At 64.3% G+C, this 23,016-nt stretch carries 35 protein-coding genes and 1 tRNA gene; 17 read left to right on the forward strand and 19 right to left on the reverse strand.

Annotated features, from left to right (window positions below; all coding sequences use genetic code 11):
* Positions 1–3: 3 nt before the first annotated feature.
* Genes CJZ82_RS09930 through CJZ82_RS09945 form a run of 4 tightly spaced genes read left to right on the forward strand, consistent with a single transcriptional unit; the run spans position 4 to position 2,505 of the window.
* Positions 4–489, forward strand: coding sequence for a UDP-N-acetylglucosamine--LPS N-acetylglucosamine transferase (locus tag CJZ82_RS09930; protein ID WP_094555614.1), 486 nt, complete (start codon positions 4–6; stop codon positions 487–489).
* A complete protein-coding gene (locus CJZ82_RS09935; RefSeq protein ID WP_094555615.1) occupies positions 486–1,010 on the forward strand; it encodes a glycosyltransferase in 525 nt (174 codons plus the stop codon). The genes CJZ82_RS09930 and CJZ82_RS09935 overlap by 4 nt, the downstream gene beginning before the upstream one ends.
* The gene (locus CJZ82_RS09940; RefSeq protein WP_094555616.1) at positions 1,007–1,993 is read left to right on the forward strand and encodes a sugar transferase; all 987 of its coding nucleotides are present in this window, start codon (positions 1,007–1,009) and stop codon (positions 1,991–1,993) included. The genes CJZ82_RS09935 and CJZ82_RS09940 overlap by 4 nt, the downstream gene beginning before the upstream one ends.
* Positions 1,994–1,995: 2 nt before the next feature.
* Positions 1,996–2,505, forward strand: a complete 510-nt coding sequence (locus CJZ82_RS09945; protein ID WP_094555617.1) for an ATP-binding protein — start codon at positions 1,996–1,998, stop codon at positions 2,503–2,505.
* 18 nt (positions 2,506–2,523) lie between these two features.
* On the opposite strand, the gene CJZ82_RS09950 is transcribed toward CJZ82_RS09945, so the two are convergent.
* Positions 2,524–3,030, reverse strand: a complete 507-nt coding sequence (locus CJZ82_RS09950; protein ID WP_094555618.1) for a hypothetical protein — start codon at positions 3,028–3,030, stop codon at positions 2,524–2,526.
* 128 nt (positions 3,031–3,158) lie between these two features.
* Here CJZ82_RS09950 and acs point away from each other — a divergent pair, with 128 nt between their 5' ends.
* A complete protein-coding gene (gene acs / locus CJZ82_RS09955; protein ID WP_094555619.1) occupies positions 3,159–5,126 on the forward strand; it encodes an acetate--CoA ligase in 1,968 nt (655 codons plus the stop codon).
* 15 nt (positions 5,127–5,141) lie between these two features.
* Here the strand turns inward: acs and CJZ82_RS09960 are convergent, their stop codons facing one another.
* From CJZ82_RS09960 to CJZ82_RS09970, 3 genes are all read right to left on the reverse strand, one after another.
* Positions 5,142–5,468: a DUF805 domain-containing protein gene (locus CJZ82_RS09960; RefSeq protein WP_233130181.1), complete on the reverse strand. Its 327-nt coding sequence runs from the start codon at positions 5,466–5,468 to the stop codon at positions 5,142–5,144.
* Between the two features lie 104 nt (positions 5,469–5,572).
* On the reverse strand, positions 5,573–6,313 hold the full coding sequence (locus CJZ82_RS09965; protein WP_094555621.1) for a DUF1350 family protein: 741 nt from the start codon (positions 6,311–6,313) through the stop codon (positions 5,573–5,575).
* Positions 6,314–6,318: 5 nt separating this feature from the next.
* Positions 6,319–6,789: a peroxiredoxin gene (locus CJZ82_RS09970; RefSeq protein WP_094555622.1), complete on the reverse strand. Its 471-nt coding sequence runs from the start codon at positions 6,787–6,789 to the stop codon at positions 6,319–6,321.
* Between the two features lie 124 nt (positions 6,790–6,913).
* Here CJZ82_RS09970 and CJZ82_RS09975 point away from each other — a divergent pair, with 124 nt between their 5' ends.
* From CJZ82_RS09975 to CJZ82_RS09990, 5 genes are all read left to right on the forward strand, one after another.
* Entirely contained in the window at positions 6,914–7,762 is an 849-nt protein-coding gene (locus CJZ82_RS09975) for a 3'-5' exonuclease (RefSeq protein ID WP_094555695.1), read from the forward strand.
* A 139-nt stretch (positions 7,763–7,901) separates the two neighbouring features.
* On the forward strand, positions 7,902–8,159 hold the full coding sequence (locus CJZ82_RS09980) for a hypothetical protein (protein ID WP_094555623.1): 258 nt from the start codon (positions 7,902–7,904) through the stop codon (positions 8,157–8,159).
* Between the two features lie 128 nt (positions 8,160–8,287).
* Positions 8,288–8,440 (forward strand): hypothetical protein, encoded by a 153-nt coding sequence (locus tag CJZ82_RS18390; protein ID WP_158218542.1) that lies wholly within the window; start codon positions 8,288–8,290, stop codon positions 8,438–8,440.
* The gene (corA, locus tag CJZ82_RS09985) at positions 8,437–9,540 is read left to right on the forward strand and encodes a magnesium/cobalt transporter CorA (protein ID WP_094555624.1); all 1,104 of its coding nucleotides are present in this window, start codon (positions 8,437–8,439) and stop codon (positions 9,538–9,540) included. Before CJZ82_RS18390 ends, corA begins: the two co-directional genes overlap by 4 nt.
* A 198-nt stretch (positions 9,541–9,738) precedes the next feature.
* Entirely contained in the window at positions 9,739–9,999 is a 261-nt protein-coding gene (locus tag CJZ82_RS09990) for a Nif11-like leader peptide family RiPP precursor (protein WP_158218543.1), read from the forward strand.
* A gap of 1 nt (position 10,000) precedes the next feature.
* Here CJZ82_RS09990 and CJZ82_RS09995 read toward each other — a convergent pair whose 3' ends face one another.
* The 8 genes from CJZ82_RS09995 to CJZ82_RS10030 form a co-directional block, all read right to left on the reverse strand.
* The gene (locus CJZ82_RS09995; RefSeq protein WP_094555626.1) at positions 10,001–10,405 is read right to left on the reverse strand and encodes a hypothetical protein; all 405 of its coding nucleotides are present in this window, start codon (positions 10,403–10,405) and stop codon (positions 10,001–10,003) included.
* 260 nt (positions 10,406–10,665) lie between these two features.
* Positions 10,666–10,739, reverse strand: a tRNA-Pro gene (locus CJZ82_RS10000).
* 15 nt (positions 10,740–10,754) lie between these two features.
* Complete coding sequence (locus CJZ82_RS10005; RefSeq protein WP_094555627.1) at positions 10,755–11,072, reverse strand: hypothetical protein; 318 nt, start codon at positions 11,070–11,072, stop codon at positions 10,755–10,757.
* A gap of 53 nt (positions 11,073–11,125) precedes the next feature.
* Positions 11,126–11,311, reverse strand: coding sequence for a hypothetical protein (locus CJZ82_RS10010; protein ID WP_094555628.1), 186 nt, complete (start codon positions 11,309–11,311; stop codon positions 11,126–11,128).
* A gap of 4 nt (positions 11,312–11,315) precedes the next feature.
* Positions 11,316–11,672, reverse strand: a complete 357-nt coding sequence (locus CJZ82_RS10015; RefSeq protein ID WP_094555696.1) for a hypothetical protein — start codon at positions 11,670–11,672, stop codon at positions 11,316–11,318.
* A gap of 88 nt (positions 11,673–11,760) precedes the next feature.
* Positions 11,761–12,561: an ABC transporter ATP-binding protein gene (locus CJZ82_RS10020; RefSeq protein ID WP_094555629.1), complete on the reverse strand. Its 801-nt coding sequence runs from the start codon at positions 12,559–12,561 to the stop codon at positions 11,761–11,763.
* Complete coding sequence (locus tag CJZ82_RS10025; protein ID WP_094555630.1) at positions 12,558–12,974, reverse strand: NUDIX hydrolase; 417 nt, start codon at positions 12,972–12,974, stop codon at positions 12,558–12,560. The genes CJZ82_RS10020 and CJZ82_RS10025 overlap by 4 nt, the downstream gene beginning before the upstream one ends.
* A 40-nt stretch (positions 12,975–13,014) precedes the next feature.
* Positions 13,015–13,557: a DUF4334 domain-containing protein gene (locus CJZ82_RS10030; RefSeq protein WP_094555631.1), complete on the reverse strand. Its 543-nt coding sequence runs from the start codon at positions 13,555–13,557 to the stop codon at positions 13,015–13,017.
* 102 nt (positions 13,558–13,659) lie between these two features.
* Between CJZ82_RS10030 and CJZ82_RS10035 the strand changes: the two genes are divergently transcribed.
* A complete protein-coding gene (locus CJZ82_RS10035; RefSeq protein WP_094555632.1) occupies positions 13,660–14,106 on the forward strand; it encodes a TspO/MBR family protein in 447 nt (148 codons plus the stop codon).
* Here CJZ82_RS10035 and CJZ82_RS10040 read toward each other — a convergent pair.
* The 4 genes from CJZ82_RS10040 to CJZ82_RS10055 all read right to left on the reverse strand — a co-directional run bounded on the left by CJZ82_RS10040 (position 14,096) and on the right by CJZ82_RS10055 (position 16,318).
* The gene (locus CJZ82_RS10040) at positions 14,096–14,305 is read right to left on the reverse strand and encodes a hypothetical protein (protein WP_094555633.1); all 210 of its coding nucleotides are present in this window, start codon (positions 14,303–14,305) and stop codon (positions 14,096–14,098) included. The two genes, CJZ82_RS10035 and CJZ82_RS10040, sit on opposite strands and share 11 nt — an antisense overlap.
* Positions 14,306–14,392: 87 nt before the next feature.
* On the reverse strand, positions 14,393–14,614 hold the full coding sequence (locus CJZ82_RS10045; RefSeq protein WP_094555634.1) for a GlsB/YeaQ/YmgE family stress response membrane protein: 222 nt from the start codon (positions 14,612–14,614) through the stop codon (positions 14,393–14,395).
* 132 nt (positions 14,615–14,746) lie between these two features.
* Positions 14,747–15,334, reverse strand: coding sequence for a tetratricopeptide repeat protein (locus CJZ82_RS10050; protein ID WP_233130182.1), 588 nt, complete (start codon positions 15,332–15,334; stop codon positions 14,747–14,749).
* Between the two features lie 339 nt (positions 15,335–15,673).
* Positions 15,674–16,318, reverse strand: a complete 645-nt coding sequence (locus CJZ82_RS10055) for a DoxX family protein (RefSeq protein ID WP_094555636.1) — start codon at positions 16,316–16,318, stop codon at positions 15,674–15,676.
* Positions 16,319–16,448: 130 nt separating this feature from the next.
* On the opposite strand from CJZ82_RS10055, the gene CJZ82_RS10060 reads away from it, so the two are divergent.
* Complete coding sequence (locus tag CJZ82_RS10060) at positions 16,449–17,141, forward strand: DUF547 domain-containing protein (protein ID WP_094555637.1); 693 nt, start codon at positions 16,449–16,451, stop codon at positions 17,139–17,141.
* Here the strand turns inward: CJZ82_RS10060 and CJZ82_RS10065 are convergent.
* Genes CJZ82_RS10065 through CJZ82_RS19625 form a run of 3 tightly spaced genes read right to left on the reverse strand, consistent with a single transcriptional unit; the run spans position 17,123 to position 19,470 of the window.
* Positions 17,123–17,854 carry a TIGR04283 family arsenosugar biosynthesis glycosyltransferase gene (locus CJZ82_RS10065; protein WP_094555697.1) on the reverse strand — a complete coding sequence of 244 codons (732 nt, stop codon included), beginning with the start codon at positions 17,852–17,854 and terminating at the stop codon, positions 17,123–17,125. The genes CJZ82_RS10060 and CJZ82_RS10065 overlap by 19 nt on opposite strands.
* Before the next feature lie 21 nt (positions 17,855–17,875).
* On the reverse strand, positions 17,876–18,976 hold the full coding sequence (locus tag CJZ82_RS10070; protein WP_158218545.1) for an acyltransferase family protein: 1,101 nt from the start codon (positions 18,974–18,976) through the stop codon (positions 17,876–17,878).
* Between the two features lie 8 nt (positions 18,977–18,984).
* Positions 18,985–19,470 (reverse strand): rhodanese-like domain-containing protein, encoded by a 486-nt coding sequence (locus CJZ82_RS19625; RefSeq protein ID WP_094555639.1) that lies wholly within the window; start codon positions 19,468–19,470, stop codon positions 18,985–18,987.
* Between the two features lie 150 nt (positions 19,471–19,620).
* On the opposite strand from CJZ82_RS19625, the gene CJZ82_RS10080 reads away from it, so the two are divergent.
* From CJZ82_RS10080 to CJZ82_RS10100, 5 genes are all read left to right on the forward strand, one after another.
* Positions 19,621–19,803, forward strand: coding sequence for a metallothionein (locus CJZ82_RS10080; protein ID WP_094555640.1), 183 nt, complete (start codon positions 19,621–19,623; stop codon positions 19,801–19,803).
* 104 nt (positions 19,804–19,907) lie between these two features.
* The gene (locus CJZ82_RS10085; RefSeq protein WP_094555641.1) at positions 19,908–20,153 is read left to right on the forward strand and encodes a hypothetical protein; all 246 of its coding nucleotides are present in this window, start codon (positions 19,908–19,910) and stop codon (positions 20,151–20,153) included.
* Between the two features lie 65 nt (positions 20,154–20,218).
* Entirely contained in the window at positions 20,219–20,362 is a 144-nt protein-coding gene (locus tag CJZ82_RS10090) for a chlorophyll a/b-binding protein (protein WP_094555642.1), read from the forward strand.
* A 312-nt stretch (positions 20,363–20,674) separates the two neighbouring features.
* Positions 20,675–22,207 carry a cryptochrome/photolyase family protein gene (locus CJZ82_RS10095; protein WP_094555643.1) on the forward strand — a complete coding sequence of 511 codons (1,533 nt, stop codon included), beginning with the start codon at positions 20,675–20,677 and terminating at the stop codon, positions 22,205–22,207.
* 110 nt (positions 22,208–22,317) lie between these two features.
* Positions 22,318–22,995 (forward strand): peroxiredoxin-like family protein, encoded by a 678-nt coding sequence (locus CJZ82_RS10100; protein WP_094555698.1) that lies wholly within the window; start codon positions 22,318–22,320, stop codon positions 22,993–22,995.
* Positions 22,996–23,016 lie beyond the last annotated feature (21 nt).

Below are 23,016 nucleotides of genomic sequence, written 5' to 3' on the forward strand. Positions count from 1 at the left end.
CTGATGCGTCTGCTGCTCGTGTGCTCCTCCGGCGGACACTTCAAGGGTCTCCTCCAGCTGCAACCGTTCTGGAGCAAGCACCAGCGCAGCTGGGTGACCTTCGACACGGCCACCACCCGGGCAGCCCTGGAGGGGGAGCCCGTGATCTGGGCCCACAGCCCCACCAACCGCAACCTGCCCAACCTCATCCGCAACGCCATGCTCTCCTGGCAGGTGCTGCGACGACCCAGGCCCGACGTGGTCCTCTCCACCGGTGCAGGGGTGGCAGTTCCCTTCCTGATCCTCGGCAAGCTCCTGGGCTGCCGCACGGTGTTCGTCGAATCGATCACTCGCATCGAGACGCTCAGCCTCTCGGCCCGGCTGGCTCTGCCCTTCCTCGACGTGCTCTATGTGCACTGGCCCCAGCTGCAGATCCGCTACCCACGAGCGGAGCTGATCAGCGCGGCGTCGGAGGGGCAGCCGGCCGGTGCCTGGGAGGAGTCCCGATGATCCTGATCACGGTGGGCACAGAAAAGTTTCCCTTCAACCGCCTGATGCGCTGGGTGGATCTGCTTCTTCAGCACGACCTGATCGGCGAGGAGGAGGTGGTTGTTCAGTACGGCACCTGCACCGTCCTGCCGGGCGGCGCGAGGGTCTATCGCCTGCTGAAAGAGCAGGACTTCCAGGACCTGGTGCGCCGGGCCCGGCTGGTGATCGCCCACTGCGGCGAGGGCACCGTGTTGCTGCTCGACAGCATGGATACTCCGTTCCTGCTGGTGCCCCGCAGCCAGCGCTACCAGGAGCACGTCGACGACCATCAGCTGGAACTGGCTCAGGCGCTGGCTTCGATCGGAGTGCCGATCGCCTGGGGACCAGCCGATCTGGTGCGCTTCCTGGCGGAGCCCTCCAAAGTGTCGATCGGTGATCTCTCTGTGGCAGCCGCCCGGGCGGTTTGCCATCGGCTGGAGCAGCTCTTTCCGGCCGGATCCCCATCGCCACAACCGCTGTTACCCCCACCCCTGACCCGATGACGAGCTCTGGTGTCACGGTGACCTCGCACCGGGGGCTGCTGCTGCTCGGCTTCCCGCGTCGCTTCACAGTCGCCGAGGCGGTGCGCTTCCGCCAAGGCCTGGAGGAGCTGTTGCCCCGCTACCCCGACACGAGGCGCATCGTGCTGGATTTCAGCCGCACCGAGCTGATCGACAGCAGCGGCCTGGGCTCCTTGATCCCCAACCTGAAGCTGGCCCGCGCCCGGCAAATTCCGCTGGAGGCCTGGAGCGCTGGGGCCCAGGTGAAGCTGGCACTCTCGCTGATGGGACTGGACCAGGCGCTGCCGGTGGTGGTCGGAAGCGAGGGGCTGAATCCGGCCCAGGCGGTGAACACCAAGGAGCGGCCCGCCATCACCCATCCCTCGGTGCGATCGCTGCCCAAGCGCCTGCTCGACATCGTGGGGGCACTGGTCGGCCTGGCGATCACGCTGCTGCTGTTTCCGTTCCTCGCCCTGGCGATACGGCTGGACAGCCCTGGGCCGATCCTGTTCGGCCAGGTGCGGCTGGGCTGGATGGGGCGACGGTTCCGGCTGTGGAAACTGCGCTCGATGGTGGTGAACGCCGAAGCGCTGCGCACGTCGGTGCGGAATGAGGCCACTGGCGCATTCTTCAAGAACGCCAACGACCCCCGCATCACCCGGGTGGGGAGGTTCCTGCGCCGCACCAGCCTCGACGAGCTGCCCCAGTTCTGGAACGTGCTGATCGGCGACATGAGCCTGGTGGGGACCAGGCCGCCCACGCCGGATGAGGTGGATCGCTACGCAGTTCCCAATTGGCAGCGGTTGGATGTGCGGCCGGGACTCACCGGTGAATGGCAGGTGAACGGACGCTCCAAGGTGCTCGACTTCGAGGATGTGATCCGGCTTGACCTGCGCTACCAGGAGAACTGGAGTTTCGCCTATGACCTGAAGCTGATTCTCAAGACCCTCGCCGTGATCTTCAGCACGCGCTCGGGGGCCTCCTGACGATGTCGCAGCAGCTTCCCGATGGTGGCGGCCAGGCCAGTTTCCCCAGCCGGCTGGAGGAGACCCAGGCCCTGCTCGACTGGTTCGAGCTGACCAGCCCTCCCGGCCTGGACCCGATGCTGTGGATCCAGGCCCAGACGGTTCTGGTGGAGGGGTTCACCAACGCCGTGCGCCATGCAAATGCTCACCTGACGAACCCGCCGCCGGTGGAGGTTGCGCTGGAGGTCACGCCGGAGCACCTGCAACTCCGGATCCGCGATCACGGCGCACCCTTCGACATCAGTGTCGCCTGGGCCGAGGCGGAAGAGCCTCTGGGAGAGGGGCAGCCCGGCGGCGATCCGCCTACCCCAGCGGCGCCGGATGGGGATGGCCTGCCGGCACTGCCCGATCGGGAAGCCCATTGGGGGTTGATCATGCTGGGCAGGCTCCGGCGGGACTTCGGCTGGGCAATCAGCTACGAACATCTCCCTGGAGGGGGCAACGAACTGGTGCTCCAGCGGGCACTGTCCTGAGCCATCCATACGCCTTGATCAGCCCGGGCCCGCCCTTGAACTGCCGGGCCGGAAGAAGTCGACGCCGAAGCGCTCGGGATGGCCACAGGCTTCCGGATGCAACCAGGTCCAGCGGGTCCACAGTTCCAGATACATCTGGCTGCCGTCGGGTCCCTGGCCTCGGCCCACGCCGGGAAAGTCTCCCCAGACCACGGGGGAGCGGCCGGAGTAATGGCTGCGGACCCGCACAGCATCGATCTCGCTCCTGTGCAGGATCGGTCTGCCGTCGTAGGTGAAGACCGGCTGAAGACCGGCGACCGCAGGTTCGTTGATCCGGAACCACACCTTCTTGCTGTGCTGTAGGTACCAGAACCGCCAGGTGCAGTGCGGAACGGATCTGTCCCCATGGGTGGAGAACCCTGCCCCGCGGGCGTGTTCGAGGGGAGCGCCGGTGGGGAGCATCGATCGCGGGACGTCGGAGCGGCCATCGCTGGGCATGGCGACAGCTGTGAGCAGCACGACCGCGGCCAGCCAGGTCCTGGTCACGGATCAGCTGTTGGTGAAACTCCGTCCTAGCGGATCAGGCTGACCCCAACGCTCTGGCATCTCGTTCACAAGCCGCGGATGCCGGTGACCTTCCCCTTCACAATGGAACTGCCCGCCTCTTCAGCGCGATGCCCGACGCCACGATCGAATCGGTGCTCCAGGAGGGGAGGATCTTCCAGCCCCCCGCCGAACTGGCAGCCCGGGCGCGGATCGGTTCGATGGAGGCCTATCGCGAACTGGTCGCGCGGGCGGAGGCCGACCCCGACGCCTTCTGGGGCGAGCAGGCAAGGGAGCAGCTGCACTGGTTCGAGCCCTTCCACACCGTGCTCGATTGGAGCAACCCGCCCTTCGCCCGCTGGTTCGAGGGGGGCACCACCAACCTTGCGTATAACTGCCTCGATCGCCATCTCGATGGCCCCAGAGCCGAGAAGACCGCCCTGATCTGGGAAGGGGAGCCCGGGGACAGCCGCCGCTTCACCTACCGGGAACTGCACGCTGAGGTCTGCAAGGCCGCCAATGCCCTCAAGGCCCTCGGGATCGGCAAGGGCGACCTGGTGGCCCTCTACATGCCGATGGTGCCGGAAGCGGCCATTGCCATGCTGGCCTGCGCCCGCATCGGCGCTCCCCACTCGGTGGTGTTCGGCGGCTTCTCCGCCGAGGCCCTGCGGGATCGGCTGATCGATGGCGGCGTCAAGGCTGTGATCACCGCCGACGGGGGCTTCCGCAAGGACAAGGCCGTGGCGCTCAAGCCTGCCGTGGATCAGGCCCTCGCCGATGGCGCCTGCCCCACCGTGGAGCATGTGCTGGTGGTGCGCCGCACCGGGGAGCCCACCGCCATGGAGGAAGGCCGCGACCGCTGGTGGCATGAACTGGTGGACAGCCAGAGCAGCGATTGCCCGGCTGAGCCGATGGCCAGCGAAGACCGCCTGTTCGTTCTCTACACCTCAGGCTCCACCGGCAAACCAAAGGGCGTGGTGCACACCACCGCCGGCTACAACCTCTGGGCCCACCTCACCTTCCAGTGGATCTTCGACATCCGCGACGACGACATCCACTGGTGCACCGCCGATGTGGGCTGGATCACCGGCCACAGCTACATCGTGTATGGCCCGCTCTCCAATGGCGCCACCACCGTGATGTACGAGGGTGCCCCAAGGCCATCCAAACCCGGTGCGTTCTGGGAGGTGATCCAGAAACACAAGGTGAGCATCTTCTACACCGCACCCACGGCGATTCGCGCCTTCATGAAGAGCGGGCGCGAGGTGCCTGATCAGTACGACATGAGCACACTGCGCATCCTCGGAACAGTGGGTGAGCCGATCAATCCCGAGGCCTGGATGTGGTATCGGGAGGTGATCGGGCATGGCCGCTGCCCGGTGATCGACACCTGGTGGCAGACCGAAACCGGCGGCGTGATGATCAGCCCCCTGCCCGGCGCCACCCCCACCAAGCCGGGATCCGCCACCCTGCCCCTGCCCGGCATCGCCGCCGACATCGTCGACAACGAAGGCCAGAGCGTGGGCGTGGATGAAGGGGGTTACCTGGCGGTGCGCCGCCCCTGGCCGGGGATGATGCGCACCGTTCACGGCGACCCCGAGCGCTTCCGCAAGAGCTACTGGGAGCACATCCTCGGCGCCGATGGCCGCCCGCTGTATTTCGCCGGTGATGGCGCCCGCCGCGACGCCGACGGCTATTACTGGGTGATGGGCCGCGTCGATGACGTCATCAGCGTCTCAGGTCACCGGCTGGGTTCGATGGAGATCGAATCAGCCCTGGTGAGCCATCCGTCCGTGGCCGAAGCCGCCGTTGTGGGCCGGCCTGACGACCTCAAGGGGGAGGGCATCGTGGCCTTCGTGACTCTTCAGACGGGGCTCAGCGGTGACGCAGCCCTTGGCGCCGAACTGCGCAAGCACGTGAGCGCCGAGATCGGTCCGATCGCCAGACCCGATGAGATCCGCTTCAGCGACGCCCTCCCCAAGACCCGCAGCGGCAAAATCATGCGCCGCATCCTGCGGGCCCTGGCGGCCGGTGAAGAAGTGAGCGGCGACACCAGCACCCTGGAGGACCGCTCGGTGCTCGACGCACTGCGGGTGTGAGGCGTTGCGCCTGGTTCAGGCGATCGAGGGCTGGGCGTAGAGCACGATCAGCCAGATCGCACCGATGAGCGGAATCAGGCCGATCAGAATCCAGGGCCAGGGTTTGCCGATGTCGCGGAGGCGCCGCACCGCCAGAGGCAGACCCGGCACGATCGAGGCAATCGCATACAGGCTATAGATCGTGCCGAAGACGTTCGAGATCGCCGAAGTGCCAGAAGAGGGAATCAGCAACACAACGCTGACGATTGCCGAGGCGAGCGCAAACCACCAGAACTCGGCGCGCTTGGTGCGTCCGGTGTAGTCGAAAGATCGTTTCCAGCCGCTGATGAAGGCGTCGATCATCGGTTGCATGGGCCTGCGGAAGGATGGGAACACGCTCCACACCCTGCGGGATCGGTGCCCTCAGTCAACGGAACTGTTGGCAAACGTTGAAGCTGGGGTCAGCTTCAGACTGGGGTCACCGCTTGGTGGAACCAGTTGTCGATGCTGCTTGCCAGCCGCTCAATCTGGCGCTGGCGGGCGGGGTCATCGGCCCAGGTGCCAAGCAGGTTCTGGCGCAGGCCGGCGCTGGCGGGGGTGAGGTGATCACCTCCCAGCTGCAGCAGGGAGCTGCTGTCACCAGGACGTTGCTGGAGCACCTCCAGCAGCGGGGGACTCTGGTCGAGGGCGTCGCTGCCGAAACGAATCAGCAGGTTGCGCGGCACGCCGTAGAGCTGGCTCACCAGGCGCAGGGTTTCCTGCGGCGATGGGCTGAATTCAGTGCGAACCCCCAGCCGGGGAGCCAGGTCAGCCAGCAGGGGGATCGAGCGGTCGGCGGAGAAGTTGTTGAAGCTCATGGCCACCAGGGCACTGCTGCCCCGGCCCCCATCCGGGGCCAGCAGGTGCAGCTTGCAGCCGAGGCTGTGGCCAAGGCGCAGCACCGGCTGCGCGGACGCCCCCGCCACGGTGTCCTGCCGCGCCGTGCGGAAGGCCCGCCAGGCCTCGGTGGCCTGGGCCTGATGGTCGAAACCGGGCACGTAACTCCAGGCCCGCAGGCTGAGCCCGCGGCGACAGAGAGCCTCCAGCAGGCGCCGATAGCTGATCTGCGGGGTGGCAGCCAGGACACTGCCACCGATAAACTCGATCACACCGGTTGAACTGGGCGGCTCCAGACACCAGAGACTCCCCTGCTGACGCCAGCGACTCACCGCCTTCAGGCCTGGGGAACCAGCCGCTGCAGGGCGGCCATGGCCTCGCGGGCATGGGCCGGTCCATCCAGCAGGTTGTTGAAAACGTGGCGCACCACCCCACCCCCATCGATCACGTAGGTGACGCGGCCCGGCAGCAGGTTGAGCAGGGCGCCGGGTACCCCGAAGGCCTGACGCAGGCTGTTGCCCTGGTCCACCAGCAGGGGGTAAGGGAGCTGGTGCCGTTGGGAGAAGCGCCCATGGCTGGCGCCGTCGTCGCCGCTCACGCCCCACACCTCAGCGCCGAGGGCCTGCAACTCGCTGTAGTTGTCGCGGAATGCGCAGGCCTCCATCGTGCAGCCGGGGGTGTCGTCCTTGGGATAGAAGAAGAGCACCAGCGGCCTGCCTGCGAGCTGATCGCTGCGGCGCTCGGTCCCGTTCTGATCCTTCAGGTCGATCAGGGGTGCCCTGTCACCGACCTGGATGGCCTTACCCACGGATGCGTCAATTGCAATGAAAGTCAGCCTAGGCAGCGTGGGGGCCCGGCGATCGCGCCATCCCTGCCATTCGCTCGCCGGAGCTGGGATCATGGGAGCAAACCAAGCTGGGGTGAGCTGGCCCATGGCCCAACCGACCCACCGCTGGCAGCAGACCAGCCTGCTCAGCGTCGTGCCCGCCGCCACCGCCGCCGAAGCGGGAGCGGAAGCTGAGGCGGAAGCGGAGCCTGCTGAACCAGCCGAAACCACCAGCTCCGCCGTGGCCTGTCCCCAGCGTCTGCTGATCCTCGACACGGAGACCACAGGCCTGGATCCCGAGCGCGACCACTGCATCGAAGTGGGAGCGGTGCTGTTTCATGTCCCCAGCCGCGCCGTGCTCAGCCAGCTTTCGCTGCTGCTGCCCTGCCACAGCAACCCGGCGAAGGCCATCAACGGCATCGATGCCGCCGTGAGTCGGCTGGAGCAGCCCTGGCAGGCCGGGCTCACCTATTTCCAGGAGCTGGTGGCCAGCGCCGATGCGGTGGTGGCCCATAACGCCGCCTTCGATCGGGCCTGGTTCGGCCGTGGCCACCTGCCTGGGATCGAGAAACCCTGGATCTGCAGCATGGAAGACCTGCGCTGGCCGAGCGAGTGCCGCCTGAAGGCCACCCCTTCGGTGCGTGATCTGGCCCTGGCGTTCGGCATCCCAGTCTGGGCCGCTCACCGGGCACTCACCGATTGCATCTACCTGGCCCAGGTGTTCGAGCGCTGCGAGGCTCTGGAATCTCTGCTGCTGGCGGGGCTGGAGCCACGGCGCCTCTACCGGGCCGAGCTGCCTTACGAGCAGCGCCATCGGGCACGGGAAGCGGGATTCCGCTGGAACGAGCCGGTGGCGAAGGCCTGGAGCCGCCGCCTGAGCGAGCGGGAGGTCAAGGAGCTCGATTTCCCCGTCAGGCCGGTGGAGCCGGATACGGCCGGGCGCCACGCCGCCTGAACCCACCGCCGAGGTGGCCTGCCTCGATGCCGGCGCACGCCGCGATTGCATCCGATCACGACTCCATTGCCTCCAAACGCTGTCAAGCGCAGCCGCCAGACGCAAGCTGTTGGCAGCGGCGCAATTCCCGAGGGCAACCATGGCAATGGAGCAGCGGGCAGGGGCAGTCCGGCTGGAGAGGCGCCGCCATCAGCAGCAGTTGCGCCGCTGGCAGAAGGCGCGCACCTGGGCACGACTGATCCGTGAGGCAGAAGCCCTCTGGAGGGTGAACGTGCGGGATCTGCGCCGCCTGGGGGCCCTTGAGCTCGACCAGTTGCTGCAGGAAGTGCCCCCCTCGATCCGGCCCCGGGTGAACCGCTGGCTGGCGGGGTACGGAGCGCTCACCAGGTTGGCCTGAGCATGGATGGCGGCGCCGAGGCGGAGCTGCCGAGAGCCTCCGGTGCTCCCCCATGCCCCGCGATGTCGCCCAGGTAGCAACGCGGCGGGGGCAGGTCGTCTCAACTGCAGAACCTTTCCGCTGATCTCATGACAGGCCTGCTCTGGGAACGCCGCGCACAGATCGGCGGCTGCCTGCTGCTGCAGGGAAGCCTGCTGGCTACGGGCCTGGTGCTCGAGCACCTGCTCCAGCGCACCGCCCCCTCCCCTGGTGGAGCGAGTGTGGCTACAACGCGTGGATGACGCGCTTTGACCCGGGCACCCTCCGCTCCAGACGACTGGCGGAGCGGCCCGGTGATCTGCCAAGCCAGCTCTTCATCCACGGCGGCCGGGCACCCACGCGGCTCTCGGTGGTCTGTTTTGAGCCAACCGGGATCGAGGAGCGCGAGCTGGGGGGAGCCCAGGAGCTCGAGCCCCTGCTGAGCCGCGGGGTGCCGCTCTGGGTTCGCCTCCAGGGCCTGGCCGACACGACCATGATCCGCACGGTGCTCGACACCCTCGGGGTGCCGCCCCAGGTGCAGGCTCCCCTGCTGGAGCATCCCCAGCGGCCGCGGGTGGATTCGATCGGTGATGTGGTGCTGGCGGTGCTGCACCGCTTCAGTTTCTCCGAGACACCCGACCGCCTGATCGGCGAGCAGGTGGGCTTCCTGCTGCTGCCCGACCTGCTGATCAGCCTGGAGGAAGTGCCCAGCGCTGGGTCGTTCCCCCAGCTCACCCAGTGGCTCTCCTACCTGGATCCAGCACCGACGCGGGACGACCTCGATGACATTCTCCACTTCCTGATTGATGAACTGCTCGACGGTTTCTTTCCACTGCTGGAACATCTGGCGGAACTGCTGGAGCAACTGGAGGAGGCCGCCCTGCTGCGGCCCAAGCCACGGCTGCTCAGCCGCACCTACCAGACCCGAAGCAGCCTGCGGGACATCCGTGGACAGGTGTGGCCCCTGCGCCATCAGATCATGGTGCTCCTGCGCCAGAACCAGCGGTTGCTTGGGCCTGATGCCCTGCACGGTTTCCACGACATGGAGCAGCGGGTGGTGCTGATCTTCGAGGCCTGTGAGCTGCTGCGGCACCAGTGCGACTCGGTGACCGATGCCTACATGGCCAGCATCAGCAATCGCATGAACCAGGTGATGAAAACGCTCACGATCGTGTCGACGATCTTTGCTCCACTGACCTTCATTGCAGGAATCTATGGCATGAATTTCATCAACATGCCCGAGCTCAGCTTGAAATATGGCTACTTTATTATTCTGATCTTGATGGGGCTGGTGGCACTGCTGCAGAGTTTCTGGCTGTGGCGCCGCGGCTGGTTCCAGGACTGGACAATGTTCGGGCGCTGATCAGCGCTGTGACGGCTCGGCTGGACTCGGCTGGGCTCGGGTGGACTGGCGTGAACCCAGGCAAGCTGAGCGGGTCTTCATCATCCACTGATTAACTTGTTCTTAACCAGTCACCTCTGCGCGACAGTGAATTGGGTTTGATTGACAGATCAATGGCGCTGCATGATGCTGGCGAATCAGCTCAGATCCTTCCCGCCAATGGTTCCATCCGTTGAACAGTTCATCGAGTGCCTCAAAGCCGACGAGGATCTGCAGTACAAGGTGAAACTGGCCCTCAAAGCCGAAGACATTTCGGCCCTGGCGGGCGAAGCGGGATTCAGTTTCACGGCGGCGGAACTGGCGAAGAGTTTCGCTCACCTGCTGCTGGAGAGCGAGGACGAAAGAGCCGTGGCGCTGTTTGATGGACAGGGTTGGGATGCCGGCGAGATGCTCTGGTCTCTCAAAAACTGGGTTGGCTGAGTCAGGGCCGCGGCTCAAGACGCCGTCGCTGGCGGCTCGCCCGGGATCGGCAGATGTTGGAGCAATAGCGGGCATCGCGGCGACGGGCGCTGAAGGCCTCTCCGCAGAAGCTGCAAAGCCGGGCACTCGGCACACCGGGCTCCTGAGTGAAGCGCAGGCCGATGCGTTCACCCAGCACCAGATCGAGGCCATAGCCCTCCCGCAACAGGCTCTCGGTGTCGGCATAGCCCAGGCTCTGGGCCAGACCTGGCGCCTCAAGCAGAAAGCGCTGCAACATCCGCACCAGCGCATATCCCTCCCCCCAGAACCAGCGGCGCCGCTGACGCACCAGTTCGGCCCGCTGCTCCAGCGGTTGATCGCCCAGCCGGTCATCAAAGGCGGGCTCGTCACTCCAGCCAGGATCCATCCGCCTTGAACGTCCGAACGTCTTGAGACGAAGCCTATGGGGTCTAGCGATCAGCCACACCTGCATTGAGTGCTGGGAGCAGGCAGCTTGTTGATGCCAGCTGTGAAGACAACAACAGCGAAGACGAGAATGTTCTGGGAAGGTGCTGATCCAGAAGCAGACCAGGCGGTTGGGCCGCCTGCAGCCGGAGGTGCTGGCAGATCAGGACACAAAAAAACCGGCTGGGGGAGCCGGTGAAGAGATGATGAACGGTTGATGAATCGGAGCGGCGGGATTTGAACCCACGACCCCCACTACCCCAAAGTGGTGCGCTACCAAGCTGCGCTACGCCCCGTCGGAATGGAAGCTATCACAGCCCCCGCGGCAGCCACGACTCCCAGGTGCGCACCCGTTTGAGCCGCCTCAGAATCTGGATCGTGAGCCGTTCGCGGCTCAAGCTGGCGTAACCCCAGAGCCGCAGGCGCCGCGCCAGCTGACGCAACTGGGCCAGGCTCAGAGCCGCCAGGCGCAACTCCGGCAACCGTCGCCAGGCACTGGCAGTGACCGGCAAGGGGTTGCCCTGGTTCACCCCGGGGATCGAGCGCATCGCACCGCCGGCCATCCACTCAGGCACAAGCACGAACAGCACCGCCAGCAGCCCGTAGAGCTCCACAAGCCCCTTCGGCAAGGGGTGAAGCTGTCGTTTTCTCTCCGCGCCGTCGCTGGGGGTTGCCAATGGATTCAGAGCAGGGTGCCCTTCGGCTGGCCCGCCGGGGCGGCAGGACTGCTGCGGCCGGGGGCCTCCTTCCAGAGCAAAGGGGTCTCCCGGGCCGGCTGAAGCCGCACAGTCCAGAACACCAGGGCCGCCACCGCTCCGAGGGTGATGGCCATCAGCAGCAGCACGGTGCGGTCGGAGAGGGGTGTCATGCCATCAGACCTGATCAGTGCGCAGGCAGAGCATCCGCTGCGGCAGCCTCTCCAGGGTGAGTTCATCACCGCGCAGGATCAGACGCAGACGATCGGTGCCGTAGCGCAGGCCGGGCAGCGGAGAGTCTTCGCGGAAGAGGGTTGTGCGTGAGCGGCCGGCCAGCAGAGAGGCCTGGGCGTCGTTGCGCTCCACCACCACCTGATTGGTGTCGTTGCAGAGGAAGGTTTCTCGCACCTCATAGTTTTCCCACCAAGGGGAAGACATCGCCACAGCGGCGCCAGAGAGGGGAAGGCCCATCAGTGGGGCCAGGGCCAGAAGCCCAAGCAAGAGCGGCCTGCGGTGCTGGTTGGTCAACGCCATGCCCATGACCTGCCTGGACTGAGTTTGCACCAGCCTCGCGGGGAACGCCAGGACTGGTGAGCCAGGGTGAGGCTGGGTGAGGTCCTGCTCACGGGGAGGCGGCCGGCAGCACCTGGCGATAGCCACCAGCGCTGCAGACCTGCAGGGGCGTTTCGAACAGCTCGCTGAGGGGTCCATCGGCCAGCAGCTCGTCCACTGGGCCATCAGCCACCAGTTCACCCTGGCGGAGCATCAGACAGCGGCTGATCTCGGGGATGATCGCCTCGATCTGGTGGGTGACCAGCAGCAGGGTGGTTCCGGCCTGGGCCAGCTCGCGCAGGATCTGCAGCAGCTGGTGCTTGGCGCGCAGGTCGAGGCCGGTGGTGGGTTCATCCAGCACCAGCACCTGGGGATCGTGCACCAGGGCACGGGCCAGCAGCAGGCGCATGCGCTGGCCATCCGAGAGCTGGCGGTAGGGGCGAGTGGCCAGATCCTCCAGTCCCAACCTGACCATCAGCTCCTGCACCCGCTGGCGTTGCCCGAGGCTGGGGTGCTGGCTGGGACCGATCCCCACCGAACCGAAGAAACCCGAGAGCACCACGTCACGGGCTGGTACCGCGCCAACGTATCCAGTCAGGAGATCGCAGGAGACCAGGCCGATGCGGGCACGCAGATCCCAGAGGTTGACCGTTTCACGGCCGAACAGGCGCAGGTGTGAACCCGGCTTGACCACTGGGTAGATCTCACGGCTGAGCAACTTGATCAGGGTGCTCTTGCCGGCCCCGTTCGGCCCCAGGATCACGCTGTTCTCGCCCCGGTGCAGCCGCAGGCTGAGGTTGTCGAACACCCGCCGGGTCCCCAGGTAGGCCTCCACGGCGCGCAGGTCGAGGTAGGCCTCGGCCGCGGTCATGGGATCCGGCGCAGGTTCTCCAGCGCCAGTTGCAGAGACTGGGCCAGGGGACGGGCCTGCTGCAGCCTGGGGCTCCAGACCTGGCCTGTGACCAGCTCCTCGATGCCGGCAAGAACCATGTCCTGGCCTTCCAGCAACTGAAGGTCGTCAAGGGGCAACGGCAGGCTGGAGCGAAAGAAATGGGCGGTCCGCTGCGGCGTGCTGTGACGGAACCAGAAGGGAAGGTCGCCTGCACACCAGTTGATTTCCTCCTGCAGCTCCCGCCTCAGGGCCTGATCAGGGCTCTCCCCAGGATCGAGGTGGCCGCCGAAGAGGCCCCAGCAACCTGGAGCGACGATGCCGGGGATGTCATCACGCAGCTGCACCAGCCAGCGGCCATCACGCTCGAGCATCGCCAGGGCCACCTCCAGCATCTACCGACTTCAGCGGCAAGGCGTCAACGTAATCCAGTCCTCAGGGCCGGCGCTCCAGCAGGAACAGATAGGGCCGGGGGTCCCCCTTGGCCTGCATCAACCCGAGCACGGTGTCCTCGTCAACGAGGCGAAAGGCGTCATGCACCGGCAGGTGGTCGTAGAGCATCGTGGCGCTCACCACGCCACGCACCTCCATCCGCCGAAGGCGAGCCTGGGGGCGCCGGGTGCGCAACAGCAGCAGCGACCGGCGCAGCAGCGGCCCCGGCAGCTGAAACGCCTGGGGGGACACGCGGCTGGCCAGCTCCAGCGCTCCCGGCAGCGGCCGTATCGGGAAGGGTTCGCCCGCTCCGATACGCATCAGCAGCGGATGCACGGTCTCGAAATCGAGAAACTGCTTGCCATACCAGCCGCAGACCTCCAGCCAGCCCTCCATCGGATGGCCAGTGCGGATTTCGCTCCCCTGCCAGCGGCCCCAGAGCATGGCGGGCTCCACCGGCGCCAGATCGTCGAAGACGGCCAGGGCCTCCTCGAGGCCGGAGTGGCGCTCACACAGCAGGCGCTGGAGGCTGTTGGCACTGGCCATGGGCAGAACCCTCCCGAGGTACGGATTGATGACGGCACGAGAAAAAGCGCAACATGGGCGCCCCTCGGGCGGTCAGCCTGGAGAGCCCTGCACTGATGCTCGATGGTGGCGGCCCTGGTGATCCTGGCGGTGATCGTGGCGGTTGGAGCCCTGCTCAACCCGTCTCAGGACGACTTCCGCTGGTTTCTGCGGCTTCGCCGCCCCCGCTGGCTCAGCTTCGAGCGCTGGATTCCGGCGATCTGGCTGGCGATCTACCTCTGCTTCTACGCCTCGGCCCTGCTGGTGTGGCAGGCCACCAGCAACCTGGCGCTGATGGCCGGCTACCTGGGGATGGTGGTGCTGGTTCAGAGCTACACCCTGTTGATCTGCCGAAGCCGCAGCCTGCGCAATGGCACCGTGATCGGCCTGGCCGGCTGGGCCTGGGGGGTGGCGCTGGCGGTGGTGGTGCTGCAGCTGTCGCGGCCAGCGGCGCTGCTGCTGATCCCCTTCCTGCTCTGGAGCCCGGTGGGCAGCTTCGTGACCTGGCGGATGGAAAGCCTCAACCGTTGAGGGGGTCGCCGGGGTGCTCGATCCGCTGCTCCACGGCCTCCCAGACCACACGATAAGCGAGGGTCTGAGATTCACTCCAGGCCTGAACGGCGGGTTGATGCCAGGCCACCTGGCGTGAGAGCTCGCCGAAATCCTCAGGCAACTGCTCCAACCCGAGCAATGTCAGGGCTTCGGGCAAATCCAGGGATTGAACATGCATGGGGAAACCTCCTGCTGGTGCAGCCAGGGACCGGGCAGCGCATGGTGCACTCCCTCCTCCAAGCTGACACGCCACTCCCCAACGCGCTCAAGACCGCTTGATCAGCCTCAGGATCAGCACTGCCAGTGCAGCGCCAATCGCCGCCTTGAGCACGCTGCCCAGGAGCGCATCACCGAGGGAAGGGCCCCAGCCAGCCAGCACCAGGCCACCGATCAGGGCACCGATGATCCCTGCCACCAGATGCATCACCAGACCACCCGCCAGCCATCCGGCGATCACGCCCACAAGCAGGAACAACAGAACGTTCATGGCTTTGGAGGTGCTGGTGGCAGAAAACAGGAGCGGGCGAACCTTACCTCTGGATCAGACACATGCCGTCTTGGCGGAGGTCCAGTGCTGACGTCGCCGTTCCAGCAAAGCCATCAAGGAGCTGATGCTTGCTCAGCTGCAACTTTTGAGATAGGTGGCATCGAAGTCCTGAGGCATCGGCTTGAAGTCGGGCTTCAGGGCACGACCCTGTCGGAAGCTGGCACAGGCGAGCTCGCGTTGTCCAAGCAGAAAAAGTGTTTCGCCACGATTAAAGTAAGCCCGTGAGTCACTGGGCTCTAACTCAATGGCCATGTTGTAGTCGGCAAGTGCTCCCTTGTAATCTTTAGATGAGTTCCGGGTCACTCCACGGTTGTTATAGGCCAACCCATTCCTGGGGTTGAGTGCGATAGATTTGGCGTAATCTTCAAGGGCACCAGAATAATCAACAGGCACGGAAGCTGCCTTGACATCCGCAAGGCGAAGATAGGCGTTTGAATTCTCAGGTTCCAGCTCCACGGCCCGACGACAATCCACCATCGCTTCGCTCACCTTGGCGAGTGCAAGCTGGGCCTGACAACGGTCGATCCAGGCTGCAGTGAGCTTCGGGTTCAGCTCGATCGCCTGGGTGCACAGCTTCACAGCAATCTGCCAATCAGAAGCTTTGATCCCTGCTCTGCACTGCGCCGCTACATCATCACTGGCTGCAGAAGCTGCGGGCACAACTCCCCGTAGCGCTGCCATGGGGAGCAAGACGCAGGCCACCCAAAAAGGGAGCCAATGGGATCGCGAAGACATGATGAGGAGTACTTCTCGAAATCACCGTAGACAAATCCCGATGGCTTGACAATGTCCATCCCAGAGCTGGGCGCTTGAACGCACTTTGCTTACTGAGTTGAAGAGGTCAGCTGATCCGACGCTCAAAGGTCGATTTTCCTCGAAGTGAAGAACCATTAGGCGATGGCCGCGAAGCTCTTGTTAGTAGCAGAAAATAAAAAGAGTTCCAGGAGTGTTACCTTACTGGAACTTTAGAAAGTTATCGAGATCAGAGCGTGAATATGCTCAGGAAGGAGTCACCATGGAACCGGATTCGAAATCCTCCGAGGCGGGTTGCGTTGGCTCGGTAATCAGGTCGTTCACCATGGCGCCATCGAAGGAGAAGCGGCCTGGACCGATCAGCAGCAGGGCAAGGCTTCCGCCCAGGTAGAGCAGCACCAGTTCAAGCACATAGATGTTGAGGCCGGCCGTGAGGATGTGCTGGTAGGCAGCCACGGTCATGGTGCCGGTGATGGCGAGAGCTCCAATGGGAGTGAGCAGGCCGAGGATCAACAGCCAACTGCCGATCAGCTCTGAGAATCCAGCCGCGTAAGCGAAGAACAGCGGGAACGGGAGATGCAGCGAGGCCACGTAGGTGTTGGCGAACTGCTGGGGATCGGCGAGTTTCTCCTGGCCGTGGTGAATCATCAGACCACCGATGGCCAGGCGCAGCACCAGCAGCGCGATGTTCACCGTCAAGCCCTTTCTCAGGAAATAGCCGCCCAGAGCTTGACGGAGCATGAGACTGCCGCCCGCGTCAGAGCGAACAACCGCTGCTGAGGAAAGACCTCGTTCGATCCGGGGCGAGGGCCGGCTGAGCACGATGAACCAGAGGGCCATGCCGGCAGCTAGAAAGCCGGCGAAGAGCTCAAGAAGCAGGAGGGTGGTCATGGCGGGAGAGCTGACGCAAAAAGTCTGGCAACCTCCGTAAAGAAATGCGAAGCGCCCTGGCGAGAGAGCGGCAACAGCTGCGGGCCACGCCTTGTCTCGCTGCAACAGCAGTCCACTACGCTTCCAACCAATGGTTGATCTCACCACCTGGGATGGACTGCTCCGCACCTACGTCGATGCTGACGGGCGGGTGGATTACCGATCCTGGCTGACCAGGGAGCCAACCATCCTCGCCGACTGGCTGGCCCAGCAATCCTGCGAAACGAAGGGGCACCAGGATCACCTGGCCCACTGGATCAACCTCTACAACGCCTTCACGATCCAGGCGGTGCTCAGCCGCTATCCCATCGACTCGATCCGACCCAAGCTGCTCGGCCTGCCCAACTGGATCGGCTTTCTGCGCTTCTTCCAACAGCCGGTGCATCGCCTCGGCTCGCAGTTGATCAGCCTGGCGCAGATCGAGAATCGGATGCTGCGTGAACAAAGCAAAGACCCACGCATTCATTTCGCGATCGTCTGCGCCTCACTGGGGTGTCCGCTGTTGCGCTGCGAGGCCTATACGCCGGAGCGCGTTGAACAACAACTCGAGGATGACCTGATGCGCTTCGTCAACAACCCCCAGAAAGTGCGCCTTGATGCCGAAGCCGGCATCCTCCACTGCAGCAAGATCTTCCAGTGGTACAAAGCCGACTTTCTGGCTGCATCACCCTCCATTCCTGCCTACATCCTGCCCCAGCTTCAGGGCGCGACCGATTTAAAAACTGAGCTGCGGCTGGCTTATCTTCCCTACGACTGGAGCCTCAATCAGCGGATGTCCTCGTAGAAACGCTTCAGGCGGCTCGGCGGTACGCCAAGCCCCCAGAAGATGCCGATCGAAAGATAGGTGGTGATCGCTTTCCATCGTCCCCATTGCTGAACACGGCGATCCGAACTCTCAACCACACGATTGATCAGCACGATGCGCCCCTGGCTCAGCATGCGCAGGCACAGATCTCCGTCTTCCATGATCGGGAGCTTTGCATCAAATCCACCACACAACCTGAAATCTCGTCGGCGACAGATCATCACCTGATCACCAAAGAGCAGACGCAATCCCCTCAGGTAAAGATGGGGCCGAAACAGCAGCGGCGCCAGATAGGTTTTCAACAGGTTCAGGGCCGAGATGTCCCAGCGAATGTTGTCGCCATGGCCCATCAGCGAAATGAAGCCAGCGCAGGCAATTGAGGTATCCGCCAAGGTGCGCTCGGCCACCTGGACCAGGTCGTCGGGGATCAGGGTGTCCGCATGCAGAAAACAAAGCAGATCACCCGTGGCCGCTCTGGCCCCATGGTTCATCTGGATGGCCCGACCTGCCCCCTCGCTCCTGAGCACCACCACGCCGGCATCGGCGGCGATCTGCGCAGTGTTGTCGCTGCTGCCGCCATCCACCACCAGCACCTGCCAGGCAGGCGGGTACAAGGCCTTCACCTGCCGCAACGTGCGCGCCAGGGTGGTGGCTTCATTCAGGGTGGGAATGATGATTGAAAGCTGTGCCATCGATGCCATCCTGGGGGAGCCTTAACGCCGCATCAGGCCCTGATGGAGGCCAAGACTGCCCAGCAGGGAAGCAAGGCTGATCAACACGAACTTTGCCGGAATGGCCAGAGAAAGCGGCACCACGAAGAACGCGACGATCACGATCACAGGCTGGTGGAGCAGATAGACGGAGAAGGCCGCCTGGTTGCCGTAACTGAGGATGGGGTGGCTGTAGCTCCGGTAGGGCCGTGCCAGAGCCAGCAGAGCCAGAACCCAGCACCAACTGTTGAAACCTCGAAAGGCCTGATAGGCCATGTAGGGCGCTGAATAGGCTCGCTCCGGCACCATATGCGTGATGCCGAGAGTCAGCAGGAGCACCATTCCAAGCCCTGCTGTGGCGCAGATGAGCCACCTGTGCTGATCCAGAGCCGACCACAACCAGGTGTCACGGCAGAAGAGAAAGCCATAGAAAAAGTACAGCAGATAGAGGAGCAGATTGGCCCAGTCGTCGTAGAGGTTCTGAAAGCCGATCCAATGTGGACGCAACAGGGCCTCAACCGCCATCAACGGCACGGCCAGCATGATCAGCGATCCCAGGCCAGGGGGCATCGAAAAGAATGAAATGGAATCGCTAGCGGTGGAATCACCTCGCAGCCTCAGCATCACTGGAAAGCAAGCGATCGAGATCACAAGCAGATAGGCCAGAAACCAGAGATGAGCCCACTCGAAATGACCTAGTGGCCGGATGCCATCAAAGAAGAGGGGGTAGAACTGCAGGAAGTTACCGATCTCTCTGCCATCCTGGAGCTCGTGGATATACACTTGTGGCGGAACAAGCACCAGGATTCCTATCAGCAGGGGCAGCAGAAGCCTCCGCAGCCGCTGCCGCAGGTACTCCCCTTGAGAGCGTGCCTGCAGGGAATACCAACTGGCGGCACCGGCCAGAAAGAAAAACAGTGGCATGTGCCACTGATGCACGAACTGAATGAACATGCCGAGGCCGGCACTTCTCTGGGCATTGACGACGTAGAAACTGCCCAGTTCCCCCTCGTAGAAGACAGCGGCTGAGTGAAAGGGGATCAGCAGCACGATGGCCAGCAACCGCAGCCAATCCAGATCATGGGAACGGAGCTGATGGGTCATGGACTTCATCAATCTGTCCTGCCACGGTTCTTCGCTGGCAGCAGCCTTCCCCAGAGGTGATTGTATGGGTGAACCAGCAGGGTGGGCTCTCCATCACGTACCAGAGAGCGCCCATCACGAACCCACTTGAACAGTCCACCGTCCAGATTGAAAGCCCGAGAAAACCCCGCTCGCCGTAGTTCAGCCACCCGTGCGGCGCTGCGCACTCCCACCGAGCAGCAGACGACGATCGACCTGTCCCTGGGCAATGCCTTGATCGATCCCACGTCCGCGATCAAGCCGTCTGCATCGACCAAAGCTGAACCGCCCAGGTGACTGAAAGCGAATTCGGCCGGTGATCTCGCATCAAGGATCAACCAGTCGGCAGCCTCATGTCCGGCCAGGATCTGCTCGAGCTGCCCGGCTTCGATGCAGGAAACGGCTGGATAGCGCAGCCGGATCCATTGCTTCAGGCAACAGAAAGCGGCATGAGCAGCTGTGAATGGCTGACTCATGGTGAGGTGTGAACCAGCGATAGCAGCAGGATGATTCTTCTGCGACAAGTGATCAACAAAAATTGTGCCCGCTGCTGGATATGGTTCTCACGGTCCTCTCCAGCGCTGGCGGCATCACAATGGTGAGATCGTCCTGCTTCAGGAGTGCCCATGACCACGACTCTTGAGAAGCCCACCACTCTCAAATGCGCATGCCCGGGCTGTCACTGCACGGTGCAAGCGGAAACAGCGATTCGCCGTGGCAGCTTGCTGTTTTGCAGCGATGTCTGCGCCAACGGCCACCCCAACGGTGAACCCTGCCATGCCGGCTGCGGCTGTGAGTGCCAAGGCTGAGCAGGTCGCCGCTGGCCATTCAGCCTCAGGGCGCGCTCGTGGAAGCCCCAGCCCTCAGGCGGCTCATGGACGTGACAGAGTGTTTACATTCCGTTACGAGACTCATGACGGTCGGCCAGCTCTTTCTCGAATCCCTCTCCAGCGGAGTCATCACGCCTAACGAGCTCTCCTGGCTCACCCATCAGCAAGACCACTTCTCCCGGGTGGAGGAAGCCACCGCGCTGCGGCTTGGACGCCTGCTCGATCAGGGGGACATTCACCTCGGCTGCAGGCTCCCCGCATCCAAGCTCCGCCACGACACGGTCCGCGAGCAGTGGATCGAGCCCCTGGGACGCAACCGCCACCACTGAACCCGGCACCCAGCTCGACCACCCATTCAAATTCGTGTTAAGTTTCGAGAAGTTCCATTTCACCCATGGCTGACTCCACCTCCCGTTTTGGTTTCGTTGCCTTTGCTGAAACCTGGAATGGCCGTATGGCCATGCTCGGCTTCGTCATCGGCCTTGCAACAGAACTCCTCACCGGCCAAAGCATTCTTTCCCAGATCGGTCTGGGCTGAATTCAGGCTCACAAGTTGAGCTTCTCAAGCCCGGACGACTTAAGCCGTCCGGGCTTTTGCATGTCTTTGCGTCTGGAATTCATCGCTGTGGCATGACAGTTCCTGCCTCAGTGGCCGTGGTTCTATCCGAGCCAAGCCGACTGATAGCAGCCCCGATAGGAGCGGGCGCACCAGCAGCAATATTTTGGCAAAAGGCTCGGAATAACGGTGAGCTTCAGCTCCTGACTGGCTTCCAGTTCCGATGACATCTGTCCGAGTATTGCCACCAGACGCTGAAGCTGACGCTGGTACCGACGCCATAGCCCTGACCCTGTGACTTTCACCCTGATCCTTGGCGACCAACTGCACCGCCAGTGGTTCACCGCCTCGCAGCTGGAGCTGGCGGCCGGCAGTCAGGTCCTGATGATCGAAGACCTGGCGGTGGCGTCCGCTTACCGCTACCACCAGCTGCGCCTGCTACACACCTTCGTGGCGATGCGCAGCTTCCGCGATGCTCTGATCGAGCGGGGCATCGCGGTTCATTATTTCGAGCTGCCGGCCTCGGCGGGGGTGTCGTTCTGGGAGCGGCTGGCGCTTGAGCTGGCCGGAGCTAAAGAACTGCGGGTGGCGGAGATCGCCGACCGGAGCTTCGCGGCGCGGTTGGAGCGCATCTGCCAGGAAAAGGAGGTGACCCTCACAGTGTTGCCGTCGCCCGCTTTCCTGGAATCAGGGGCCGAAAGCAGGGCCTGGTTTGAAGGCCGCCGCCGTCCCTTCATGAAGACCTTCTACGAACGTCAGCGCCGGCGCCTGGGGCTGTTGCTTGAAGCCGACGGCTCGCCGACCGGTGGCCAGTGGAGCTTCGACGCGGACAACCGGCGGAAGCTGCCGAAGGGATACATCGAGCCGCCGCTGCCGGCGGTGGCGGCCAGCCCCCATGAACCGGCGGTGCGGGCGCTGATCGCCAGCCACTTCGCCGATCACCCCGGAGAGCTGGGGCCGCTCTGGGTTCCCTTCGATCACGCCGGGGCCCAGGCCTGGCTGCAGCAGTTCCTGATCGAGCGACTTGAGGATTTCGGCCCCTACGAAGACGCGCTGAGTGCCCACCACGACACCCTGAACCATTCCCTGCTCTCTCCCCTGCTCAACATCGGTCTGCTCACGCCCGCCGGCGTGATCGAAGCGACCCTCGCCCACGTGCAGAGCCGGCAGAACAGCGACCAACCGGTCCCGATCGCCTCGCTGGAGGGCTTCCTGCGCCAGGTGATCGGCTGGCGCGAGTTCGTGCGCGGCATTGACCTGGTGCATGGCCAGCGCCAGGCGAGCAGCAACTTCTGGAACCATCGCCGCCGCCTGGCCCCCTGCTGGAGCGAGGGCAACACCGGCCTGCCGCCGCTGGATGCCGCGATCGAGCGGCTGAACCGCCTGGGCTACAACCACCACATCGAGCGACTGATGGTGATCAGCAACCTGATGCTGCTCTCTGAGATCCATCCCGGCGAGGTGCACCGCTGGTTCATGGAGCGCTACCTGGATTCCTACGAGTGGGTGATGGGCCCCAACGTTTATGGCATGGGCCTGATGAGCGATGGCGGCCTGTTCGCCACCAAGCCCTACATCAGCGGCTCCAACTACATCCTCAAGATGAGTGATTTCAAGAAGGGGCCCTGGTGCGAGATCTGGGACGGTCTGTACTGGCGCTTCATCGAGCGGAACCAGGAGTTCTTCCGCGGGAACCCCCGGCTCTCGATGATGGTGCGCTTGCTGGAGCGGATGGATCCTCAGCGGCGGCAGATGTTGAACTCCGCCGCGGAGGCGTTTCTGGAGCGGGCGACGATGGTGCCAGCCCTGAGTGAATCCTCCCTGTGACTGATCCACTGCCTGTGAGCGAGCCCTTTCCTGTGAGCAACCCAACGGAGAGTGAGCCAAGGCCGGCCGCGCCCGCCGCTCTGCTCGAACGCCTGGCAGGGGTGGACGGGATGGAGTCGGGCCGCCGCCGGCTGGTGCTCCTGTTCCCCCAGCTGGGCGATTTCGACAGCCTTGAATACGCCCAGGCCCTGGTGGCGGCCTGGCCGCAGCTGGAGGCCGCCGGCATCGCCGTGCTGGCGATCGGCATCGGTGATGAGGCGAGCCGCCAGCGCTTCTGCGCCTTCACCGGCTTTCCGCTCGAGCGGCTGCAGGTGGACGCCGAACCGCAGCTGCATCGGGCCCTTGGGCTCTATGAAGGCCTGCGGCAGATCGGCGGCCCCTGGCCGAACCTGCTGCTGATGTGCGCCGGGATCGGCTCCCCCGGCACCCTGGCCGAGGTGCTGCGGGGCTACACGGGAGATCGCAGCGCGCCCCAGCGCATCGCCGACGACGAGACCATCCAGGCCGGGCCCCTGCCGCCGATCCAGGGCTCGTTCTTCGCCAGGGCGGGCGGCCGTGGCTTCCAGCGCCCCTTTGAGCTCGCCACGGTGCGGCTGCGCAACATGAGCGAAGTGCTGGGCCACTGGCGTACCTACGTGCCCCGCGACGACTTCCTCACCCAGCGGGGCGGCACCTTCCTGCTGGAGGCCGACGACACGCTTCTGTACAGACACCGCGACCGCGGCATTCTCGGCTTCTCGGAAACCATGGCCAGGCCGCTCAGCTTCCTGGATCCCTTTCTGGGCTGATCCCGGCGAAGCGACGGCCGC

The sequence above is a fragment of the Synechococcus sp. 1G10 genome, from assembly GCF_002252625.1.
Lineage (GTDB): Bacteria > Cyanobacteriota > Cyanobacteriia > PCC-6307 > Cyanobiaceae > Regnicoccus_A.

Coding starts and splice junctions, on each gene's coding strand:
- CJZ82_RS10040 (WP_094555633.1), bottom strand. CDS start 14,305: ATGCATGTTCAATCCCTGGATTTGCCCGAAGCCCTGACATTGCTCGGG.
- CJZ82_RS10070 (WP_158218545.1), bottom strand. CDS start 18,976: ATGACCCATCAGCTCCGTTCCCATGATCTGGATTGGCTGCGGTTGCTG.
- CJZ82_RS09975 (WP_094555695.1), top strand. CDS start 6,914: ATGGCCCAACCGACCCACCGCTGGCAGCAGACCAGCCTGCTCAGCGTC.
- CJZ82_RS10080 (WP_094555640.1), top strand. CDS start 19,621: ATGACCACGACTCTTGAGAAGCCCACCACTCTCAAATGCGCATGCCCG.
- CJZ82_RS10035 (WP_094555632.1), top strand. CDS start 13,660: ATGGTGGCGGCCCTGGTGATCCTGGCGGTGATCGTGGCGGTTGGAGCC.
- CJZ82_RS10090 (WP_094555642.1), top strand. CDS start 20,219: ATGGCTGACTCCACCTCCCGTTTTGGTTTCGTTGCCTTTGCTGAAACC.
- CJZ82_RS10025 (WP_094555630.1), bottom strand. CDS start 12,974: ATGCTGGAGGTGGCCCTGGCGATGCTCGAGCGTGATGGCCGCTGGCTG.
- CJZ82_RS10045 (WP_094555634.1), bottom strand. CDS start 14,614: ATGAACGTTCTGTTGTTCCTGCTTGTGGGCGTGATCGCCGGATGGCTG.
- CJZ82_RS19625 (WP_094555639.1), bottom strand. CDS start 19,470: ATGAGTCAGCCATTCACAGCTGCTCATGCCGCTTTCTGTTGCCTGAAG.
- CJZ82_RS09995 (WP_094555626.1), bottom strand. CDS start 10,405: ATGGATCCTGGCTGGAGTGACGAGCCCGCCTTTGATGACCGGCTGGGC.
- CJZ82_RS10085 (WP_094555641.1), top strand. CDS start 19,908: ATGACGGTCGGCCAGCTCTTTCTCGAATCCCTCTCCAGCGGAGTCATC.
- CJZ82_RS10010 (WP_094555628.1), bottom strand. CDS start 11,311: ATGACACCCCTCTCCGACCGCACCGTGCTGCTGCTGATGGCCATCACC.
- CJZ82_RS10055 (WP_094555636.1), bottom strand. CDS start 16,318: ATGACCACCCTCCTGCTTCTTGAGCTCTTCGCCGGCTTTCTAGCTGCC.
- CJZ82_RS10015 (WP_094555696.1), bottom strand. CDS start 11,672: ATGGCGTTGACCAACCAGCACCGCAGGCCGCTCTTGCTTGGGCTTCTG.
- CJZ82_RS10100 (WP_094555698.1), top strand. CDS start 22,318: ATGGAGTCGGGCCGCCGCCGGCTGGTGCTCCTGTTCCCCCAGCTGGGC.
- CJZ82_RS09980 (WP_094555623.1), top strand. CDS start 7,902: ATGGCAATGGAGCAGCGGGCAGGGGCAGTCCGGCTGGAGAGGCGCCGC.
- CJZ82_RS09945 (WP_094555617.1), top strand. CDS start 1,996: ATGTCGCAGCAGCTTCCCGATGGTGGCGGCCAGGCCAGTTTCCCCAGC.
- CJZ82_RS10030 (WP_094555631.1), bottom strand. CDS start 13,557: ATGGCCAGTGCCAACAGCCTCCAGCGCCTGCTGTGTGAGCGCCACTCC.
- CJZ82_RS09940 (WP_094555616.1), top strand. CDS start 1,007: ATGACGAGCTCTGGTGTCACGGTGACCTCGCACCGGGGGCTGCTGCTG.
- CJZ82_RS18390 (WP_158218542.1), top strand. CDS start 8,288: ATGACAGGCCTGCTCTGGGAACGCCGCGCACAGATCGGCGGCTGCCTG.
- CJZ82_RS10065 (WP_094555697.1), bottom strand. CDS start 17,854: ATGGCACAGCTTTCAATCATCATTCCCACCCTGAATGAAGCCACCACC.
- CJZ82_RS09930 (WP_094555614.1), top strand. CDS start 4: ATGCGTCTGCTGCTCGTGTGCTCCTCCGGCGGACACTTCAAGGGTCTC.
- CJZ82_RS09935 (WP_094555615.1), top strand. CDS start 486: ATGATCCTGATCACGGTGGGCACAGAAAAGTTTCCCTTCAACCGCCTG.
- corA (WP_094555624.1), top strand. CDS start 8,437: ATGACGCGCTTTGACCCGGGCACCCTCCGCTCCAGACGACTGGCGGAG.
- CJZ82_RS10020 (WP_094555629.1), bottom strand. CDS start 12,561: ATGACCGCGGCCGAGGCCTACCTCGACCTGCGCGCCGTGGAGGCCTAC.
- acs (WP_094555619.1), top strand. CDS start 3,159: ATGCCCGACGCCACGATCGAATCGGTGCTCCAGGAGGGGAGGATCTTC.
- CJZ82_RS09960 (WP_233130181.1), bottom strand. CDS start 5,468: ATGATCGACGCCTTCATCAGCGGCTGGAAACGATCTTTCGACTACACC.
- CJZ82_RS09990 (WP_158218543.1), top strand. CDS start 9,739: ATGGTTCCATCCGTTGAACAGTTCATCGAGTGCCTCAAAGCCGACGAG.
- CJZ82_RS10060 (WP_094555637.1), top strand. CDS start 16,449: ATGGTTGATCTCACCACCTGGGATGGACTGCTCCGCACCTACGTCGAT.